At 62.8% G+C, this 19,579-nt stretch carries 17 protein-coding genes and 2 pseudogenes; 10 read left to right on the top strand and 9 right to left on the bottom strand.

Going from position 1 to position 19,579, the window contains the following annotated elements; genetic code table 11:
- Positions 1-18: 18 nt before the first annotated feature.
- Positions 19-726 (top strand): 50S ribosomal protein L1, encoded by a 708-nt coding sequence (rplA, locus tag ABQF13_RS07340; protein ID WP_448392086.1) that lies wholly within the window; start codon positions 19-21, stop codon positions 724-726.
- A gap of 5 nt (positions 727-731) precedes the next feature.
- Here the strand turns inward: rplA and ABQF13_RS07335 are convergent, their stop codons facing one another.
- Together ABQF13_RS07335 and ABQF13_RS07330 are read right to left on the bottom strand one after the other, a co-directional pair.
- The gene (locus ABQF13_RS07335; RefSeq protein WP_448392085.1) at positions 732-1,367 is read right to left on the bottom strand and encodes an RES domain-containing protein; all 636 of its coding nucleotides are present in this window, start codon (positions 1,365-1,367) and stop codon (positions 732-734) included.
- Positions 1,368-1,463: 96 nt separating this feature from the next.
- Positions 1,464-2,138 carry a hypothetical protein gene (locus ABQF13_RS07330; protein WP_448392084.1) on the bottom strand — a complete coding sequence of 225 codons (675 nt, stop codon included), beginning with the start codon at positions 2,136-2,138 and terminating at the stop codon, positions 1,464-1,466.
- 124 nt (positions 2,139-2,262) lie between these two features.
- Between ABQF13_RS07330 and ABQF13_RS07325 the strand changes: the two genes are divergently transcribed.
- Together ABQF13_RS07325 and ABQF13_RS07320 are read left to right on the top strand one after the other, a co-directional pair.
- Positions 2,263-2,652, top strand: a complete 390-nt coding sequence (locus tag ABQF13_RS07325; RefSeq protein WP_448392083.1) for a hypothetical protein — start codon at positions 2,263-2,265, stop codon at positions 2,650-2,652.
- A complete protein-coding gene (locus ABQF13_RS07320) occupies positions 2,652-3,398 on the top strand; it encodes an RES domain-containing protein (RefSeq protein ID WP_448392082.1) in 747 nt (248 codons plus the stop codon). Before ABQF13_RS07325 ends, ABQF13_RS07320 begins: the two co-directional genes overlap by 1 nt.
- Positions 3,399-3,652: 254 nt before the next feature.
- Here the strand turns inward: ABQF13_RS07320 and ABQF13_RS07315 are convergent, their stop codons facing one another.
- Both ABQF13_RS07315 and ABQF13_RS07310 read right to left on the bottom strand, forming a co-directional pair.
- The gene (locus tag ABQF13_RS07315) at positions 3,653-4,285 is read right to left on the bottom strand and encodes an RES family NAD+ phosphorylase (protein WP_448392081.1); all 633 of its coding nucleotides are present in this window, start codon (positions 4,283-4,285) and stop codon (positions 3,653-3,655) included.
- Positions 4,282-4,869, bottom strand: a complete 588-nt coding sequence (locus tag ABQF13_RS07310; protein ID WP_448392080.1) for a helix-turn-helix domain-containing protein — start codon at positions 4,867-4,869, stop codon at positions 4,282-4,284. The genes ABQF13_RS07315 and ABQF13_RS07310 overlap by 4 nt, the downstream gene beginning before the upstream one ends.
- 164 nt (positions 4,870-5,033) lie before the next feature.
- Here ABQF13_RS07310 and ABQF13_RS07305 point away from each other — a divergent pair, with 164 nt between their 5' ends.
- Genes ABQF13_RS07305 through ABQF13_RS07295 form a run of 3 tightly spaced genes read left to right on the top strand, consistent with a single transcriptional unit; the run spans position 5,034 to position 7,618 of the window.
- On the top strand, positions 5,034-5,369 hold the full coding sequence (locus ABQF13_RS07305) for a WXG100 family type VII secretion target (RefSeq protein WP_448392079.1): 336 nt from the start codon (positions 5,034-5,036) through the stop codon (positions 5,367-5,369).
- A 6-nt stretch (positions 5,370-5,375) separates the two neighbouring features.
- Complete coding sequence (locus ABQF13_RS07300) at positions 5,376-6,998, top strand: alpha/beta hydrolase (protein ID WP_448392078.1); 1,623 nt, start codon at positions 5,376-5,378, stop codon at positions 6,996-6,998.
- Positions 6,995-7,618: a hypothetical protein gene (locus ABQF13_RS07295; protein WP_448392077.1), complete on the top strand. Its 624-nt coding sequence runs from the start codon at positions 6,995-6,997 to the stop codon at positions 7,616-7,618. The genes ABQF13_RS07300 and ABQF13_RS07295 overlap by 4 nt, the downstream gene beginning before the upstream one ends.
- A gap of 5 nt (positions 7,619-7,623) precedes the next feature.
- On the opposite strand, the gene ABQF13_RS07290 is transcribed toward ABQF13_RS07295, so the two are convergent.
- The 3 genes and pseudogenes from ABQF13_RS07290 to ABQF13_RS07280 all read right to left on the bottom strand — a co-directional run bounded on the left by ABQF13_RS07290 (position 7,624) and on the right by ABQF13_RS07280 (position 11,152).
- Positions 7,624-8,253 (bottom strand): LppA family lipoprotein, encoded by a 630-nt coding sequence (locus ABQF13_RS07290; RefSeq protein WP_448392076.1) that lies wholly within the window; start codon positions 8,251-8,253, stop codon positions 7,624-7,626.
- A pseudogene (locus ABQF13_RS07285) lies at positions 8,247-9,771 on the bottom strand (alpha/beta hydrolase). Before ABQF13_RS07285 ends, ABQF13_RS07290 begins: the two are co-directional and overlap by 7 nt.
- A gap of 130 nt (positions 9,772-9,901) precedes the next feature.
- Positions 9,902-11,152: pseudogene (locus ABQF13_RS07280) on the bottom strand (IS256 family transposase).
- Between the two features lie 481 nt (positions 11,153-11,633).
- Between ABQF13_RS07280 and ABQF13_RS07275 the strand changes: the two are divergent.
- Complete coding sequence (locus tag ABQF13_RS07275; protein ID WP_448392652.1) at positions 11,634-11,948, top strand: DUF732 domain-containing protein; 315 nt, start codon at positions 11,634-11,636, stop codon at positions 11,946-11,948.
- A gap of 36 nt (positions 11,949-11,984) precedes the next feature.
- Here the strand turns inward: ABQF13_RS07275 and ABQF13_RS07270 are convergent, their stop codons facing one another.
- Positions 11,985-12,977 carry an endonuclease/exonuclease/phosphatase family protein gene (locus ABQF13_RS07270; RefSeq protein ID WP_448392075.1) on the bottom strand — a complete coding sequence of 331 codons (993 nt, stop codon included), beginning with the start codon at positions 12,975-12,977 and terminating at the stop codon, positions 11,985-11,987.
- A 295-nt stretch (positions 12,978-13,272) separates the two neighbouring features.
- On the opposite strand from ABQF13_RS07270, the gene ABQF13_RS07265 reads away from it, so the two are divergent.
- On the top strand, positions 13,273-15,054 hold the full coding sequence (locus ABQF13_RS07265) for an SLC13 family permease (RefSeq protein WP_448392074.1): 1,782 nt from the start codon (positions 13,273-13,275) through the stop codon (positions 15,052-15,054).
- A 269-nt stretch (positions 15,055-15,323) separates the two neighbouring features.
- Positions 15,324-16,667 (top strand): UDP-glucose dehydrogenase family protein, encoded by a 1,344-nt coding sequence (locus ABQF13_RS07260; protein ID WP_448392073.1) that lies wholly within the window; start codon positions 15,324-15,326, stop codon positions 16,665-16,667.
- Positions 16,668-16,733: 66 nt separating this feature from the next.
- Here ABQF13_RS07260 and ABQF13_RS07255 read toward each other — a convergent pair whose 3' ends face one another.
- A complete protein-coding gene (locus ABQF13_RS07255) occupies positions 16,734-17,312 on the bottom strand; it encodes an arsenate reductase/protein-tyrosine-phosphatase family protein (protein WP_448392072.1) in 579 nt (192 codons plus the stop codon).
- A gap of 678 nt (positions 17,313-17,990) precedes the next feature.
- Between ABQF13_RS07255 and ABQF13_RS07250 the strand changes: the two genes are divergently transcribed.
- Positions 17,991-19,541, top strand: a complete 1,551-nt coding sequence (locus tag ABQF13_RS07250; protein WP_448392071.1) for a sugar transferase — start codon at positions 17,991-17,993, stop codon at positions 19,539-19,541.
- The last annotated feature ends 38 nt before the right edge of the window (positions 19,542-19,579 follow it).

The raw sequence follows: 19,579 nt of genomic DNA, 5'->3' as shown, positions 1-19,579 counted from the left end.
TAACTACAGGAGAGATCAATGAGCAAGAACAGCAAGGCATATCGCGAAGCCGCCGAGAAGATCGACCGCTCGCAGCTGTACCACCCGCTGGAGGCCGCGAAGCTGGCCAAGGAGACGTCGAGCAAGAAGCAGGACGCGACCGTCGAGGTGGCGATCCGGCTGGGCGTCGACCCGCGCAAGGCCGACCAGATGGTGCGCGGCACCGTGAACCTGCCGCACGGCACCGGTAAGACCGCGCGCGTCATCGTGTTCGCCGTCGGTGACAAGGCCGAGGCCGCCGAGGCGGCGGGTGCCGACGAGGTGGGCAGCGACGACCTGATCGAGCGGATCCAGGGCGGCTGGACGGACTTCGACGCCGCGATCGCGACGCCCGATCAGATGGCCAAGGTGGGTCGGATCGCGCGCATCCTCGGTCCGCGCGGGCTGATGCCGAACCCCAAGACCGGCACCGTGACGCCCGATGTGGCCAAGGCCGTGTCCGACATCAAGGGCGGCAAGATCAACTTCCGCGTCGACAAGCAGGCCAACCTGCACTTCATCATCGGTAAGGCGTCGTTCGACGAGAAGGCGCTGGCCGAGAACTACGGCGCCGCGCTGGATGAGATCCTGCGGGCTAAGCCGACGTCGTCGAAGGGCCGCTACCTCAAGAAGGTGGTGTTGTCGACGACGACGGGCCCCGGCATCCCGGTCGACCCGACCGTGACGCGCAACTTCGCCGAGGTGTAACTGCGCTACGGCGCTGCGGTCTCGATCACCGCGCCCAAGTCCGTGGCAATTTTGTCCACTAACAGGCGGCCCGGTCCTTCGTACAGGTTCTGCAGACCTGGCCGGACGCGCTTCCAGCTGCCGGGCTTGGATTGGTACCGCGCACCGAACAGCACTATCACTTCCTGCGGCGGTGCACCGGCGAGCTCGGCTTGCCGCGAATGCCAGATGAGGCCCTGCAGTGGCGGAGTGTGCGGTTGCGCGAGTGCAGTGATGGCCAGCCTGCGCGTGCAGGGGTAGTGCTCCGCCGGGCTCGACATTACCTGAGTGCGGCTCAGGCCGAGGTCGTCCAGCGCTGGATCACGGAGATCGCCGAGTGTCGCGTCGACCGGAACCCGGATGTGCGCCAAGAGCTTTTCCAATAAGTGTTGCTCATAGATCACGTTGCTTCCCGTGTCGTGAACGTCATGGAAAATGGTTTCGAGCAACACGGTGGTCGGCGTCTCGCCCAAATACATGCTCGGTAGCCGACTGCCGGTGTTGGGGTCGTCTACCGGCGCGAACCTCGTATCACCAAACCCAGGATTGTGTTGGTCGTAGCCGAACGTCCCGTCATAGACGCGGAATAGGGGTGTACCGCCCGCCAACGTGACTGCCTGCAACCGCGGAAGTGTCGCAGCCACAACACAATTGCCTGGGTCTGGGCAGACGATGTCTTCCGGCGGGTAGGCCGTCATGCAAAAGGCCATGCAAGAGGGTTAGGCAGCCGGGGCGGCAGCGAAGCGTTGGGCGGCGCGCAGCGCCCTATCCGGATTGGTGCGCGCCACTTCTTCGGGAACACCGCCGGAGAGGAAACTGGTGGGCTTGGTCAGCCAAGTCCAAATGGACCAGCCCTCGATTCCGCCCTTTTGAAGCGCCGACAACATGGGCTGCAACTCGGGTCGCGGCTCTCCGCCCTCGTCCAGTTGGAAGGCCGGGATTACCGTTTTGCCCTTGTAGTTGACGGTAAACAGTGCGCGCTCATCCCTTCGTCGGGCAAGCCATGTTCTGGTGCTTGACTCGCTCGCAGTCCCGCGCAACTCGCTCAGCGTTTCATGGGTGAAGACGGGCGTCGCGAGCAACGCAACGCGGTGGGCTGCCAATCGTTGCGCCTGAATTAGCGTCGCTGGGGGAGTGAGGCTTACTTCCCGGCTCATGAGGACTTGCATCAGATCGTCTCGAATAGCTGCGGTGTGCTCAGCCTGCAGTGTGCGAAGAAGCTCGACCAGTTCCGAGAGCGTCGCAGTTAGTTCACCACTGCTCACGACGTTCTCAGCCTGCAAGCTTCGGATCAGCTCGAGCTGCTCGAGCGTCTCATCGAGTTCAGACTCTGTTAGCCCGCGAATCTGTAGGTGGTCGCGACGCTTTGCGATGTCAAAACCTGTACGACTCATGTAGCAATTGTAGCGCACAAAGATGTGTGTAGCAGCCGCTACAGACGGGCTCTCTGTTGGTGAAGGTGTGCATGTAATACGTTCCGTATTTGCGTGATCTATACTGTGATCGGAGGTGGTATCGATGTTGACATCGGCCAAGCCCGATCTGGACGCCTACAACAGCGCGATGAGCATGAGCACCGCGGAACTTGTCACGGTGCTGCGCGACCTACTGGGCTCCAAGCTCGTCGCCTACCTGGGCAAAGTCAAGGAGACGCGGGCAGTGCGTCAGTGGGCCGACGGTACCCGGACGATCGCCAACCCGACCGATGTGGACCGGCTGCGCGTCGCCTACCGCGCCGCGGCAATGATCACCGCGCGCGAGAGCGCCGAGGTCGCCCAATCCTGGTTTCAGGGTCTCAATCCGCTGCTCGATGACCGCAGCCCGGCCCGGGTGCTGCGCGACGGCGACCTCGAGGAGGTGGGCCCGCAGGTCCTGACCGCCGCCCGCCAGTTCGCCGCAGTCGGGTAATGCGTCGAGGCGAGCCCACCCGCACTTCCTTTGGAGAACTGCACACCGTTGGCCGCCGCGATGTTGCGGTGTATCGGGTCGGCTACCAGCCTGAGCCATGGAGTTGGACGCCATGGGAGTACGCCGGCACCGACGGGCGGTTCCACGGCCGCTGGGATGACCCGAACGGCACCTGGCGCACTCTCTACACCGGCTCCTCGGCGCTGGCCTGCTACTTGGAAGTCCTGGCGGTCTTCCGCGCAGACCCGGCGGTGGTCGAGGAACTCGACGACATCGAGGACAACGACGACGACAGCGGTTCCTACCCCACCGCACTCGCAGGCAGTGTGTCGCGATCCTGGTGTACGCCAAGATTGCTCGCGTCCGGCCGACTCGCCGGAACGTTCGCGGCACCGGGCCACCAGGAGTCGCTACCCACGCTGCGGGCCCGATTCCTCAAAGACGCCCAGGGTTTCGGCCTGGCCGACCTGGACGCCGCGGCGATCCGTGACAGTCGCCCGCGCGCACTCACCCAAGCCATCTCCGCGTGGATCTACACGCTGTCGACAGACGAGGGAACGCCGCTTACCGGTATCGAATTCGCCTCCCGACACGGCGACAACCTGATGCTGTGGGCGGTCTACGAACGCGACACCGCCGCCGCCGCACCACCGCAGATCAGCCCGGTCAGCGCCGACCCGGTCGACTGTGACGACCCCGACCTCAGCGAGGCGATGCGCCTGCACCGCCTCAGCTGGTCGGACTGATGGACGATGCACACCTTCCGGCCCACCGCAGGACAACCATGAAGCGAGGTCTGCCAATCCTGCGTAGTCGGCACTGCGGCTGCCAGCACGGTCGGCCCGTCGCGCTGGCCCCTCAACGGCTCACGTCGAGTGGCCGGCGGGCGACACCGGCTGGACCTGGGAAGGAAGGATGGGGCTGGCAGGGCTCGAGCGCGACCGCCTGGTGGTTTAGGGGGTTTTCGCGTCTGTTGGGCGCCCGAGGCCAGCCAATGCCCTCAACGGATGTGATAGCCGATCTCGGCGGCGGCCGCTTGCACAATTGACCACATGAGCGGATGAGTGAGGGGTCGGGAGAACGACGGCATCGCGGGTATCGAGTCCGCGGCGTTGCTCCACAGCACAATGTTCGGGTGGCCGGTCAAGGTCGACGGGACGTATAGACCATCGAGTTCGGGCCAGGTCGTGTAAATGGCGCGGGCCCACCGTCGACTTGCGGATCGGGGTGCGGCAAGTAACGAGGCTGACGCGCTGTTGCGGAGCAGCCATGTTCCCGACAAGTCGAGCAGACGCAGTATGCGTTCGGGTTGCCACGCGGTGAGAGTCGGAGCACCGGCGCGGGTGTCGACCACGCGCGTTAGCTGGTAAACCTCGGCGAGGCTGGTTGCGATATCGGTTGCGGCGTACAGAACGCCCTCAGCCGCCGAGATGGGATGAGGGCCGGGATGTGGGTCCCATCGCATCGACGGCAGCGGCCCGTAGGTGCGCAGCTTGTTCCAGGGCAGCACGTACTCGCCTTCGGTGCGGTGGACCCGCCACAGCATTCCGGTGTAGTCGGTGACGTCGTGGGGTTCCCTGATGAGCTGTCGTGGGGGCGTTCGGGGCGCCTTCGGTTTGGGGCGTGCGCTCACCAGCGCCCGAGGTCCGCGATGAATCCGGCAACCAAGCCGGGGTCGCCGCCGGCGGCCAGATGCTCGATCGGTGTCCGGTCGTCGAAGTCGGGCTGCGGAGTGTGCATGAACACATCCAGGACCGCGGGGGTGGTGCCGCGTGGTATCGCGGGGACGATCACATCCAAGCCGGGAAGCAGGTTGTCACCAAGAAACTGCCAGCGAGGAATGCGTCGGCTTCCTTGAAGATCGAAGGCCCATAAAGCTTTTCCGGTGATGCGCCGTGACACGCGGGACCGGTCGACGCCGAGGATCGCGGCGGCTTCTTTGATGCTGACAGATCCTGAGAGCGCGCCGGTGAGTTGTCGCACCGCAATGCGGGCGCGGGCTTCTCGTTCGTTGTCCACCGACCATGTGTCGATTACCGCTGTTGCACGGGGTTCAGCGTGCTTGCGGAGGAAGTCGACTTCCGTTGTGGACAGGGAAGTTGCCCCGGGAATTGCCGCAAACGCGAAATCCAACTCGTCGAGGACCTCTTCGACGGTCAGGTCAATCTGGTGCTTAGCCAGCAACGCGTCTAGCGCGGGGGCGGCCGATCCGTTCATACGCACAGACTAGCACGGTCATGCGGGTATGTGCGCCCCGTAAGCTGACGCGCGAGAAGGCGCGAAAACCCCTAAAACCGCCCGTGGTTTAGGGGTTTTCGCGTCTGTTCGGCGCCAAGAATTGGTGCACGAGCATGGCCAACGCTGCCGGTATTCTGAGACGCATGCCGGGGCAGCTACGCGCCAATTTGTCGCACCTGGACACCTCCGCGGTGCAGGCGGACGGTCAGGCCGCGGAGTTGGCTAGCGGCCACACTTCGGCGCACGGTCAGATCGAGGCGGCGCAGACCGGCTGGACCGGGCGCTCGGCGATGTCGTTGGCGAAGCGGTTGGCGCAGTGGCAGGCCGCCGATGCGGCTCTGCAGGCCCGGGTGGTCGAGCACGGCCAGGCGCTGAAGTGCGCGGCCACCGAGTACGGCGCGACGGATCAGCGCAGCGCCGAACAGGTCGAGCAGGCGAAGGCGGAGGTCGAACGGCTCGCGTCGCAGCAGAACCTCTGAGCCGCGGTGACGGGGCTGACGGTCGCCGACATCGATCGGTGGAACGCCGAGGCGGTGCGTCAGGTGTTTCACGCCGCGCAGGCCAGCGCCCAGGCCTCGTTTCACACCGCCGAGGTGCTGGCGTCGCTGCCGGCGTTCGAAAGCTGGGGCGGTGACGCGGCCGAGGCCGCGGGCCAGACCAACGACGAGATCCGGCGCGAACTCGAGCTGAACGGCGACGAGAAGCTGGTGGTCGGCCGGGCGGCCGCCAACGCCGCCGACGGCATCGACAAGGTCAAGGCCGATCTGGCGGCGCTGCGCGACGAGGCGGAAAGCCTGGGCATGGTGGTCGACCCGGTGAGCAACCGCATCCTGCCCGGGCCCGGGCTGGAGGGCGCGTCGCCCATGGAGGTCGAGCTCAAGATGATGCAGCTGCAGCCCAGGCTGGACGCCATTTTGGTGGAAGCCAACCAGGTGGACGATGAGCTGGCCCGCGCGATCGACATGACCGACGGTGATCAGCCGATCCCGGAGTTCTCGCCGGAGGCGGTCGCCGAGCCGCTGCCGGAAGACCCGAAGGAATTCAACGAACGCTGGGAGCAGTTGACCGAAGCCGAAAAGGATTGGCTCTACGAACAAGACCACTTCGTCGGCAACCATCCGGGGATGCCGTTCGTCGACAAGGACCACTACAACCGCAGGCATCTGGGCGAGCTGATCGGCGACACGCAGGCCGAGATCGACCGGCTGGCCAAGGAGCATCCGGCGTGGGCGGCCGGCGGTCGCCCGGGCACCCCGAACCCGAATCCGCCGGCCTACCGGGAGTGGAAAGAAAAGTGGGACGCGGCGCATCAGGATATGAGCCGCTACCGGGCGGTCGAGGGGGAGTTGCAGTCGGGCGACGGGGTGCCGCGGCTGCTCGGGTTGATCGACGACGAGGGCCACGCGGCGGTGTCGATGGGCGATCCCGACACCGCCAAGCGCAACGCGACGTTCGTGCCGGGCACCGGGCAGGACGTGGGTCGGCTGGAGTTCAGCGCCGAGAAGTCCGAGCAGATGTATCTGGCGACGATGCGCGCCGATCCGAACCTGCAGGCCGGGGACGTTTCCGTCACGACGTGGATGGGCTATGACCGGCCGATGAACCTGTTCGAAGCGGCGTCACCGGGATATGCGCGCGACGGCGGCGACGATCTGGCGGCGTTCCAGGCGGGGATGCGCGCGTCGCACGAGGGGGTGCCGTCGATCGATACGGTGATCGGGCACAGCTACGGGTCGACGTTGATGGGCGCGGCCGCACTCGACGGCAATCATCTCGATGTGAACAACGTTGTGGCGGTGGGTAGTCCGGGTATCCTCGCCGAGAATGCCAGCGACCTGAGCTTGGCGTCGGGGGCCAACGTGTTCGCGTCGCGCGCGGAGAACGACATGATCGGTATCGCCACGTATGCGACGCTGGGTCCGGATCCGATGAACAGTCGGTTCGGCGGGATCCCGTTCGAGGCGGCGCCGGGGGCCGCGGGCCCGTTCGGGACGCCCACGGTCGACGCGCACAGCAGTTATTGGAGCGCGGGTAACCCGGCACTGGATAACATGGGCCGCATCATTGCCGGAAGAACTGACGTCACACCACCGACCTTCACACCATGATGCGCAGAAAACTCGTAACCGCAGCCGCCGCGACACTGCTCGCGGCAGGCGTCGCTGCCTGCGGGAACTCGTCGGACGAGCCAGGAGCGCTCGGGCCACCCACACCGACGGGCGCCACCGAGATCGCAGGAGATCCCATGGAGCAGTTACCGGTTCCCGCCGATCCGAAGATCCCGACGAGCCAGCAGGAGGCGCAGGACACGGTGCTGCGTTATCTGCAGCAGACGCTCGACGCGCTGCCGGAGGGCGTCAGCTTGGACGGGACGCGCTACATGGTTGGGGATGGGACGACCTACTGCGAGGACGAGCCCGCCGGCCGCGACGCGCCGGTGAAGCTCGAGGATTGGCGGGACGTGGAAGTGCCGCCGGGGACGGACGTCAACGCGTTGATCGCGCAGGTCGGTGGGATCTGGGAAGGCTGGGGCTGGGACGTGGTCGAGCGCGACGGCTTCGACAAGCCGAACCGGTTCGGGTACGCGCCGGACGGTTATGTGCTGCAGATTCAGACCCGGCCCGACCCGACCCAGGCGCCCTCGCTGATCGGGTCTTCGCCGTGCTTTCCGGGGGATCTGCGCCAGGACGACGTGCAACGGCCGGCGGTGCTGAACCAGAGTGGGTAGCAGCCCTAGGGCGTCGGCACGATCGGCGGCTCGGGCGGCAATTGCCCTGGGGGCAGGTCGATCACGCTCTGCATCAGGAAGCAGTCGCCGGTGATGTTGAGCGTGGCGACGTCGATCTGGCCCAGCTTGAACTCGTAGCCGTTGCCCTGGATGGCGACGTCCCGTTTGGCTTCTTCGTTGAACAGTGACGAGTCGTCGGTGGCTCCGTATTGGGCGGCCTCTTCGCGCACGATGTCGGCGGCGGTGGCGAATTCGTCGGCGTTGAAGGTGCGGCCGAAGGTCACGGAGTCGGCCATCGGGCGTCGGGCGATGTCGCCGGTGAGCTTGTCACACGGCAGGCCTTGGCTTTTGATGTGCTGGCCGTGCGGGTCGTCGCCGAACTGCCAGGTTTGGCCGGGCACGGCGGCGACGATGCGCTCGGCGGTGGTGCGGGCGGTGTCGTTGAGGCGCTGCCGGGCGTCTTCGTAGGAGCCCTTGTCGCGCATGGAATCGATGAGTTCGATTGCCTCATCGCCGGTTACGGTGTGGGACTCGTGGGGATTGTCGGTCATGCTGCAGCCGCCTATCAGCGTCGAGGTGCACACCAGGAAGGTCAGTGCCGCCAGGTGCCGTCGTGTGGGTCGGCCCGTCACCATGACAGCGGGGTTTCCTTCACCGTGAGATCTGGGCGGTCGAGCAGTATCGCCGCCATGTTGTAGCCCCTCATGCGTTCTCCTGCGTCGCGGCCGTACTCCGAGTGTCCGGAGGCTCCGATCTTGGTTTCGTAACCGGGGATGGGGGTGTCGCCGGCGTCGGTCTCGAGGTGCTGGAACCGAAACCGGAGTTTCCCGTCCTCGTTGATTATGTCGTTGGGGTCCGAGCCCCAGCCGTGATAGGGCGCCAGCGCGCCGATGGTGTTGATCAGGTCGTCGTGCGGCCATCACGAAGAAGTTGTCGTCGGTCATGCCGATGTCGGCGGGCTTGTCGGCCTGGAATCCCGGCGACCCGTACAGCACGGCGTTGTCGACGTACTGGCTGGCGCCGTCGCCGAGCGCGATACCGGAGGTCAGCGAGCCGTAGGAGTGCCCGAACAGGGCGGTGGTTTGGTTCGGGTTGGTCGACGCGGCGTCGAGATCGCTCAGGAACGACGTGAGCTTGGGCGCTCCGGCTTGGGCGAGGTCGTCGTTGAGCATCGCGGGATCGGTCATGTCCAGCGGTGGCTGGTATCCGACCCACACGATCGTGGCGATGTTCTGGCTGGCGCCGACCTGTTCGGGGGCGATGTCTCTGGCTTCGTTGCGCAGTTCGGCGGCTTCGCCGGTCATGCCGGCGATGGTGCCGCGGGTGGTGCTGGAAACCCCGGGGACCGTGGTCGATACGTGGTCGGCGGTGAACGGGTCGCGCACCGAGACGGCCGCGGGGATCATCTGGGACGGGTCGTCGGGCTTTTCCAGGTAGACCAGATGGGAATCGGCGACTTTGAGGGCTTCGCGGATGGCGGCGATGTCGGCGAGCCGGTCGGTCTTGATCTGCCCGTCGGGCAGCTGCTGGTACTCGTCGAACATCTCCTGGAGGAGTTCACGGTTGGCGCGGTCGACCTGGTTGATGTCGCCGGAGGACATGTCGGTCTTGTCGTCGTCGGCGTCGTCGGGCTTTTCCTCGCCGAGGAAGGCGGGGGTCTGCTTGGGGTTGAGGGCACCGTACTCGGTGCCGAGCTTGCTGATGTCGCGTGCGACGTCGGTGAGGTCGGCGTTGGCGCCACGCACGATCTCGCCTAGCCGCTCGAGGCCCTTGCTGGCGATCTGGGTCAAGAGCAGCTCGCGTAGCTGGCTGGGCGGGACGCTGTTGGCGGCGTCGGTCACCCAGTCGCGCAGCGTGTCGAGGTTGTGGCGGCCGGCGGTCACGATGCGGGCAGACTGATCGACGGTCTTGCCCAGCCGCTGGTCGAGGTCGGCGATGCGCTCGATCACCGCCCGGTGGCCGGTGTTCTTGGCGTCGTAGGCGAAGGCGGCGCCGCCCGACCACGCCGATCCGGGTGCTGCGCTCGCGACGTCGCTGCCCAGCTGCCGAAGCGCAGGGCTGTCGTCAAACTGCGCGCCGTCCTGCGGTGTGCCCTGGCCGAAGGTATTTCGCGCGTTGGTCCACACCGCATAAAACGCATCGATTGCGCTCACGGGTCATTGGTCCCCGGCATGGATCCAGTATCACGCATGGGCAGGTGGTGCGATCGACAGAGTCCCGTGGCGTGGTGGACTTCGGATCGGCGTGGGTGCACGCGTAGTGATCAACGAGTCGGGGTGAATGCTAGGCGATTTGGCGTTGTTCGGCGAGGGCTTTGGCGGCGGGTTCGGCGGCGGCCTGTTTGGCGGCGATGACTTTGCGCAGCTCGACCATCGAGATGTCGGACAGGTAGCGGCGGGTGACTTGCCATTCGTCGTGGGCTTCGATGACCACGGCGGTGGCCAGTCGTAGGAACGCAGCAGGGTTGGGGAAGATCTCCACGACGTCGGCGCGGCGTTTGATCTCTTTATTGAGCCGTTCGATGGGGTTGTTCGACCAGATCTTTTGCCAGTGCGCCCGCGGGAACGCGGTGAACGCCAACACATCGGTTTTGGCCTCATCCATCATCGTCGAGATTTTCGGAAAGCTCGCCGAGAGGGTGTCGGCGACCTGATCCCATTGGGCGTCGACCTCGGCGGGATCGGTGTGGGCGAAGATCGTCTTGACCGCCGCCGTGACCGCCGGGGCATGTTTGGCCGCGACCGCGCCGTGCAGGTTGCGCATGAAATGCACCCGGCAGCGTTGCCACGATGATCCGGCGAACTGCTATGCCACGGCGGCTTTTAGGCCCGCGTGGGCATCAGAGATCACCAGATGCACCCCGGCCAGGCCGCGCGCTTTGAGCGAGCCCAAGAACTCGCGCCAGAACTCGAAGGATTCACTGTCACCCACGGCAGTGCCGAGTACTTCGCGGGTGCCGTCGATGGACACCCCGGTGGCCACGATCAGCGCTTGGGACACCACATGGGCCCCGACGCGGACTTTGCAGAACGTGGCATCGCAGAACACGTAGGGGAATTGGGTGTGGGTCAGACTGCGGGTGCGAAACGCCTCGATCTCTTTGTCGAGGCCGGCGCAGATACGCGAAACCTCGGACTTGGAGACCCCCGAGCCGACGCCGAGGGCGGCGACTAGGTCATCGACGTGGCGGGTGGAGACCCCGTGGACGTAGGCCTCCATGATCACCGCGTGCAGCGCTTTGTCGATGCGGCGGCGTCGCTCGAGCAGCGAGGGGAAGAACGAGCCGGCGCGCAGCTTGGGGATCTTGACCTCGATGTCCCCGGATGTCGTCGACACCGTCTTGGCCCGATGCCCATTGCGGTGTGTGTTGCGTTGCTCGCTGCGTTGATAGCGGCCGGCGCCGATCGCCTCAGCTGCCTCGGCCTCGATTAACGCCTGAAGTCCAGCACGGATCAACTCGGCGAACACCGCGCCCGCGTCCGCGGACTTGAGCGCATCGAGCTGGGCGAGCAAGGCAGAATGGTCCTGGGTCATCGCGTGGTGCGTCCTTTACTTGAGTCACTTTGGTCGGTAACTCAATGACCACTACGCGATGCCCCACTTCAAAAGGCCCAACGACACACCTCAAGTCAGTCCCGCCTCGGTCGCCTCACCCCCGAAACCCCACCACCCCAGGGGACTTACCCGTGCGATCACGAAAATTGGTGTGCGACGCGTGCTGGGCGGGATTGGGGCGCCTATTGCCGCGAGGCGACGACGGTTCCTGTACGGCATCTGATGGCGTGCTGGGACATGGTAGGGAAACCGATTCCTGGCCGTTGGTGCACCTAGCCTCGTTCGTGAGCGTTTGAACTCAGCCGTGTGATCGCTCAGTTCGTACTCGCGACGGCGCTGTTGGCCAGCGCGGCCCGTGTGATTTCGTGATATCGGCGCGATCGTTCGGTACGGTGGTGGTCCGGTCGCCCTAAACACACGGCAAGGCACAAGGCGACCGGGTATTGCAGGGGGAAAATTGATGGGATTAACTGCCTTTCGTCGGGGTGCAACGGCTGTGTTCGCAGCTTCTCTGGTCGCGGTCGGCGCCGTTTTGTCCGTTCCGCCCGCGCACGCCGGTGAGGCTGACGACCAATTCCTCGAACTACTGGACCTCGAGCGTGTGCCCTACGCGAACCAAACCGAGGTAATCCGCGCCGGAAAGGAATATTGCCTTGCGCGGACTCGACCGAACGCGCAGATGGGGCCGGTGAACAACGAGCTGATCGAGAAGATGGACTGGGCCGGAAGCGAGCTGCAAGATTTCGCTAGAGCCGCAATTCGAGCATATTGCTAATGCTTGGTGATCTGCTTGGTGATCAGGACGCCATGTTCACGACGCGGTGGGGTCGAGTGGCATCTTGATGGTGGCCAGCAGGGCGCGGTGGTCCGAGCCGGGAATGTTCACCGTTCGGATCGACGAAGCGGCGGCGTTTCGAGTCAATATGTGGTCGATCACGAGCACAGGTGGAAACCACTTGTTGGAAGGGAATGTCGGCGCGAAGCCCGCTCCAGTCTGTTCGACGGCATCGCGGTACCCGTCAGTCAAAAGATCGCGGAACTGGCGCATGTCTGGGGTGCTGTTGAAGTCCCCGGCGACAATGACCGCGGCAGGACCGGCCTTCTCCGTGAGGTTATTCAAGGTCGCCTTAATGCCGGAGATGCCGCTTTGCCATCTGCTGAACGAGTCGGCTTCGGCAGTGACTGGTGAAATGACGTGCACGCCGGCGACGAGTGGGTCGAACCGTGTGCCTGGAACCCGCAACCGCGCTGCGATTACGGTCGTGTTTCGCTGCTTACCTGGCGACAACCGGACGAGTGGAAACCGACTCCACAGCCCCATTCCGCCGGCGCCTGGTGCTGGTGAGAGCGCCGCGTAGGGAAAGTCCTCTTCGATTCCAGCCTGTGAAAAGTGTCGGACCTCTTCTGGCGTCAATTCAGGCGCCACGATCACATCCGCATATTCCCTCGCCAGTTCCACGAATGATGACGGCTCGGCCTGCCCTTTGCGGAGATTCGAAGAGAGCACGCGAATCTCGGCATGTGGCCCGGGGCCAGTCGGACTCCAGAAGTAGTACCAGGGCACCTGGATCGCCAGAGTGATCACTATGACGGCAGCCGCCAATAATGACAGAAGGAGCCTGCGACCCAACAATGCGAAGCCGAGCCCGAGTATGGCGAGTATCGGAGTGAAAGGCGATGCGACTGCAAATATGAGTTCAATGACGTTGGACAGGCTCTGAGATCGCGCGGCCAGCGCGGCGGCGGAGAACAATAGAGCCGCCACCGCCAGCACAGCTAAGCAAACACGCAGTCTGCTGGACAAAGGAACAGCATGTCCTCTCTGTGCCTGCGATTGGCACGTTACCAGCCGGCCACGTGCGGTCAGAGGGCGTGACTCGTCGGTCGATCCTTAGCGATGTCCCAGCTACCGTGGGAAACGCTCTTGGAAAGACACACACCATCTGCGGTGTGGTGCTGCAGTGTGGTGGAGCAATCTCGTCGGCACTCTATCGGTTAGTTTGGCTCGACTATTTAAGTCCCTATCGTTCAGGCAGCGATGAGACGGTGCGGATTGGGGAGGGGTCCTCGCGCGTGGGTAGATTAATGGGGCAGCCAAGATGACTCTGCAGGCTTGGATCACCCTCGCAGTGGTGGTAGTGGCGATTATGGTTCTGGTGCTGGACCGGTTCAACCCAACATTGATCATGGGTGGAGCCGTGTTGGCCCTCTTTGTAACTGGTGTGATTGACCAAGGCCAAGTTCTTGATGGGTTCGCCAACGAGTCACTCGCCGTAGTTGCGGCGCTCTATGTGCTGGCCGGAGCGGCAGATGTCACGGGAGCCTTCGAGGGCGTGACATCGCGCATGCTCGGTAACGGAACTCGTTCGCAACCCCATCGCGAGCTCTTCCGGGTCTGCGCACCATCGGCGGCAGTATCTGCGTTTATCGCGAACACGCCCTTGGTGGCAATGCTCGCGCCACGGGTGGTCCGGTGGTGTCGGCGCACAGGACGGTCGCCATCGCGTTACCTGATGCCATTGAGCTACGCCATCATCCTGGGCGGTTCGATGACGATGATCGGCACGTCGACCAACTTGTTCGTCAACGATCTGATCGATAGGGCAGGACTGGGCCGATTGAGCGTGTTCTCGATCATTGGGGTTGGGCTACCCCTTGCGATCGGCGGCGTGGGCCTTCTCATACTTCTCGGACCGTACCTTTTGCGCGAGCGTCACACGCCGACCGACAGCCTGGCCGAGCCGGAGCGGGAATTCACCGTGGAAATGACCATTCCCGCCAATAGTCCGCTCGCCGGAGTCACGGTTGCTGAAGCTGGCCTACGCAATCTTGACGGGGTGTTCCTGGTGGAAATCGAGCGCGCTAAGAAGGTGCTTGCGGCGATTGGACCAAACTTGCCCCTCGCAGCCGGCGATCGGTTGGTTTTCGTCGGGAACCTCGCTCGGGTATTGGATCTACACCGGATGGCGGGGCTCGTCTCGGCCGAAGCGCGCCACTTCGATGACTTGGCACGAAATCCGCAGCGCCAGTTCGTCGAAGCCGTCATCAGTGCCGGGTCACCGCTGGTGGGATCAAGCTTGAAAGCCTCGGGCTTTCGCCGTCGTTATGCCTCGGCGGTTGTTGCGGTTCATCGTTCCAGCGAGCAGTTGAAAGGCAAGCTCGGCGAGGTGCGCCTGCGGGCTGGAGACGTCCTTCTGGTGCTGGCAGGACCCGATTTCACCCAACGATATCGCCAGCACCGAGACTTCGCCGTCGTTGCTCCGGTCAACTGGGATCGACCTCTTCGGGCCGAGCACGCGAGGGTAGTCGAGATCTGCATCGCTGCGCTCCTAGTCGTGGCTGGAACCGGATTAATGAGCCTCTTGCAGATATCGCTACTAATTGCCTTCGGACTGGTTGTGGCGAAGATCGTGACGGTCGAAGATGCCCGAAGGGCCATAGACGCGAATGTGCTTCTATTGATGGCAACAAGTTTCGGTATTGGAATTGCAGTGCAGGACAGCGGCCTCGCCTCGACTATTGCGCATCTAGTGATGAGCGCGGCCGGCACGTTGGGCGCCTACGGCTTGCTGGCTGCCGTCCTCGCAGCCACGATGCTCGTAACGGAAGTGGTCTCGAACACTGCAGCGGCCGCACTCATGTTCCCCATTGGCATCGCGATAGCCGAGCAATCGGGTCTCAACGCCCTGCCATTCGCCGTCGTGATAATTTTCGGTGCCAGCCTGTCGTTCTTGACGCCGATCGGATATCAGACCAACACCATGGTGTGGGCGATGGGTGGTTATCGATATACGGACTTTGCCCGTCTCGGTGCACCTTTGACTCTTTTGGTGTTGACTGCGACTCCAGCGCTGGTGCCGGTTTTCTTCCCGTTCCATTGAGAGTCCTTGTGCGTGAGTAGGCCCTACCGAATGCCGTCCGCCGCTAAGGTCGAGTCCGGGGCGGTGGTCTCGGACTATTTCAACACTGTCAGCATCCGGGGATTCTGCCTATGAACCGCACAGTGGTCGAGTGTATTTTGGAGGTCCAGCAAGATAGGGAAACCCCGGGTTCTTCGCTCGTCGCAAGCAGCTAAGTTTGACTCGGCTGCGTACCCTGTAGCAGCCCTGAGAGTTCTGCAGCAAATCTTCGGATGGTAGGGGGCGCACCAGTGCGAATCAGTGTAATCGGGACTGGGTACCTCGGTGCGGTCCACGCCGCATGCATGGCGCACCTAGGGCATGATGTCGTCGGATACGACACTGATTCAATGAAGGTGGAGGCGCTTTCTCAGGCGGTCTCCCCCTTCTTCGAGCCGGAGTTCGAGGAACTCCTTGAATCGACGCTCGCGGCGGGCCAACTGCGCTTCACCAGCAGTGCCGAGGAGGCGGTTCGTGGAGCGGATGTTCACTTCATTTGTGTCGGGACGCCACAGCAGTCCGGATCTGATGCCGCCGATCTGCGTTACGTCGAGTCCGCGGTGCAGTCCATCATGGACTCCGCAGATCACGATGCGCTCATCGTCGGTAAGTCGACTGTGCCAGTAGGGACCGCACAACGGCTCGCCAACAACAAGGATCTACAGGCCCGCGGGCATCGGCTCGAAGTGGCTTGGAACCCCGAGTTTCTTCGTGAGGGTACGGCGGTGCAAGACACTTTGCATCCTGATCGACTGGTGTTCGGGGTGGCATCCGAAAATGCTGAGAAGACTCTGATCGAGGTGTACGGGAAGACCATCGAGGGCGGCACCCCGTACATCACCACCGATCTAGCGACGGCAGAGCTAGTCAAGGTTGCCGCGAATGCCTTTCTGGCCACCAAGGTCTCGTTCATTAACGCAATGGCTGAGGTTTGCGAAGTGGCCGATGCCGACATCGTCACTCTTAGCCACGCATTGGGTCACGACGAGCGCATCGGTCATCGATTCCTCAAGGCTGGGTTGGGATTCGGTGGCGGATGCCTGCCTAAAGATATTCGCTCCTTCAGCGCTCGGGCTGGCGAATTGGGTGCGTCCGACGCTCTCACGTTCCTGCGCGAAGTAGACAAAATCAACATGCGTCGGCGCGACAAGGTCATCTCTGTTGCCGGCGCCATGCTGGGTGGCGACTTCTTAAGTCGCCGCGTCGCCGTGCTGGGGGCCGCCTTCAAGCCGAACAGCGACGATGTCCGAGATTCACCAGCCCTCAACGTTGCCGCCGCCATGCATCTCAAAGGCGCGGCAGTACGAGTACACGATCCGCAAGCAATTTCGAATGCGCGCCAACAGTTTCCAACATTGACGTATTGTCAAAATATCGTTGACGCATGCCGGAACGCCGATTTGATCGTGCTGGCCACGGAGTGGGATGAGTACCAGAATATCGATCCGGACGCATTCTTGCCGTTGGTGCGCCAACCACGGCTACTTGACGCCAGAAACGCAGTTGACCACAAGTTCTGGTCAGACGCCGGATGGCAGGTATATGCGCTGGGCCGGGGCGCCCCAAAGGCCTTTGAACAATTTCATGCCCCATGAATCGTTGCCGGTTCACGCTGGTTGTTTCGTCGGTCTATCGTCGCATGACCACTACAGTGTGTGCGACTAATCGACTCTGGGCGAGGAGAGGCGCCGACAAAGCTCGAGGATAGGCGGTAGGCATTTCGCAATCTGTGAACCGACCTTTGTATGCACTTCCGAGCTCTGACCGATTGGGTCGGGAATATCCAACAATTGATGCGCCAACTGCGGACGAAGCGCTGCGAGATCCGTGACATCCTGAGCGTTCAAGTCGGTTATGAGCCGAGCGGCTTCGGTCAACGTGAAAGTCCTGCGTAGTTTCTGCGGCGCCAGTTCGAGTACAGCGTCGCGATGTTTTTTCGTCATGGTGAGCACGAGGTCGGCGCCCGAAGCAATACTTGACGATACCTGGCGCGCAGCGAAGTTGGACGGGTCTCCGCCGAGCTCCTTAAGAACACGTGCAGCGTCTGGATGCATTGGATGTCCGATCACCGCGCGGATTCCGGCGCTCGACGCTCTAATGTGTGGGATGTTCAACCGCGCTGCGTACGCAACGGCAAATCGTTCCGCCATCGGCGATCGACATATGTTTCCAGTGCAAACGAATAGTAGTTGCAGACCGTACCCCCTACGAACGTTGTCACTCGTCCCCGGAGACGTCACAGGGATCAACCTATACAGAGGTTAGCTGGGTGGCCGCGCAGGGCGACGTGTTGGTTCGCCACAGAGGACCGTTAGCGATGCGGAAGAACAAGTGTAGGTAGTACAGGCGTGAGGCCTCGCCGCTCCGGGTCCTTTCGTTTGACCTCGCCAAAGACGGGGGGGATCAGCAAACCTCCACATGTCGACGAGCAACTACCCGCGCAACGGTGACAAAGCCTATAGCTGCGGTTAACCTCCCGTATTAACGGCTCAGTAAACAACTTCCTACGGATATTGCGCAGCTAATCCGCATTTGGGCCGTCACCGGAGACGGCCGGCGAGTCGACGCCCCTCGGGGCAGGAGTTTGTACGAGACGGAGACCGCGTGGTTGAAGCCGTCAGCAGGTTCGTTGCAGCCCTGACTGGACTGTCAATTCTGCCCGGCTTCGTGAAAGCATGGGGAAAACCCCTATTCCTTCAGCGCGCATCAGTTAATATGCTTGTTGTCACGTTGAGAAGCACGGGGAGCGCGTTGCAACTGCGACGTAGGCCGGAATCGGCATCGGGGACCTGACTTCACAACCGCGAAGCCGTTGGCGGACGGCTACTTGGGGGTTTTTGGATGACAGCGTGGGGGGATACGCGCATGCGGGGAGGCCGCTTCGGCAACATTCTTCAGTCCATGGTGAGGGATCGCTCATGACTGTTGTTGATCCGACCCCTTCGACTGCTACTTGGAAACCGTTAGCCGATGACGCTGCGTTGGCGAACCGCATACCGGACAACATCCGCCTACTTGAGGGCCGCCGAGATGAATTGGCTGTCCTGACAAATGCCGACGACACTGTACGTTCCGGCTCGGTCACGACCGTCGGCCGCGGCGCAAACACTGCCGCGGATTTCAGAGATGCAGGTGTGCCGTATCTCCGCCGTGTCCGGGCTTGGATGGTTGTGCCAGTTGTTGACTTCGCGTTGATGGTGGCGCCCCTTGCGTGGCGGCCGCCTCAGATTAACGCGACCGTCCTAATGGCAGTGCTTGCGACGCTGTTGTTAACCGGTGGTGGCAGGTACATCTCACGCTTGCATCTCAGCGTTCTGGATGAGTTGCCGTCTATCATTGGCCGGCTGCTCACGGCTGTGGCAGCAGTTTCCGCGATAATTCTTTATCTGCACCAAAAGTCACAAATCCTGATTTTTCTCGAAACGGCCTGTCAGGCCATCTTATTGGTGCTACTTGGCCGTGTTGTAACCACGCGGCTCATTGCGATCGGACGTCGGAGAGGAATCGCGCAGCATCGCACTATTCTAATCGGGGGCGGTCCAGCGGCCGCAGAACTAGCTCGCGTCCTTGCGCAGCACCGTCAGTATGGGCTCAAACTGTGTGGATTCGTCGACAATGGAGACCATTGCGCAGCCGAGGAGTATGTACCACACCTTGGTGGGCTAGCTGATCTAGACGAGGCGATGTTGGCCACCGGCGCTGACACCCTCCTCGTGGCCGACGGAGACTTTGAGGAACGAGCGCTGATGGATGCAGTGCGTTCAGAAGCGTGTCAGAACGCAGATCTACTTGTGGTTCCGCGGATGTATCACTTCCACACGTTGACCGGGATGGCCGACCACATCGGCTCCATTCCGATTATGCGGATTCGCAACCCGAAACTTCAGGGACCAGCACGAATTATTAAGCGTGGATTCGATATCACCGTTGCGGTGACCGCTCTAATCCTCCTTCTGCCGCTGCTAGCGCTCGCAGCGCTGGCCGTGCGGATCGAGGGTGGGCCCGGCGTCGTATTCCGGCAAATCAGGGTGGGACGCGATGGGAAGCACTTCGAATTACTGAAGTTCCGAACCATGCGGCCGGCCAACGAAAAGGAGTCGGAGACGTTATGGTGTGTGGCCGCTGACAATCGTGTCGGGCCCGTCGGCAGATTCCTCCGCTGCACTTCGATCGACGAGCTACCTCAATTGTTGAACATCCTTCGAGGCGACATGACCCTCGTGGGCCCACGGCCTGAACGGCCGCACTTTGTCGAGCAGTTCTCTACGCAATTTGATCGTTATGCTCATCGTCACCGAGTACAGGTCGGCCTTACGGGTTTTGCCCAGGTCAGCGGCCTTAGGGGTGATACCTCCATTGCTGACCGTGCGAGTTACGATAATTTCTATATCGAGAACTGGTCGCTATGGCTAGATATCAAGATCATATTCCGGACATTCCGCGAGGTCTTGTTCTACCGGGAACGGTGACCCCGGGCGGTCTAGGAGGGTCGAGGTTGTTAGGCGAC

This window comes from Mycolicibacterium sp. XJ879, assembly GCF_053483935.1.
The sequence above is the reverse complement of the archived record's forward strand: the minus strand, read 5'-3'. Positions and strand labels throughout refer to the sequence as shown.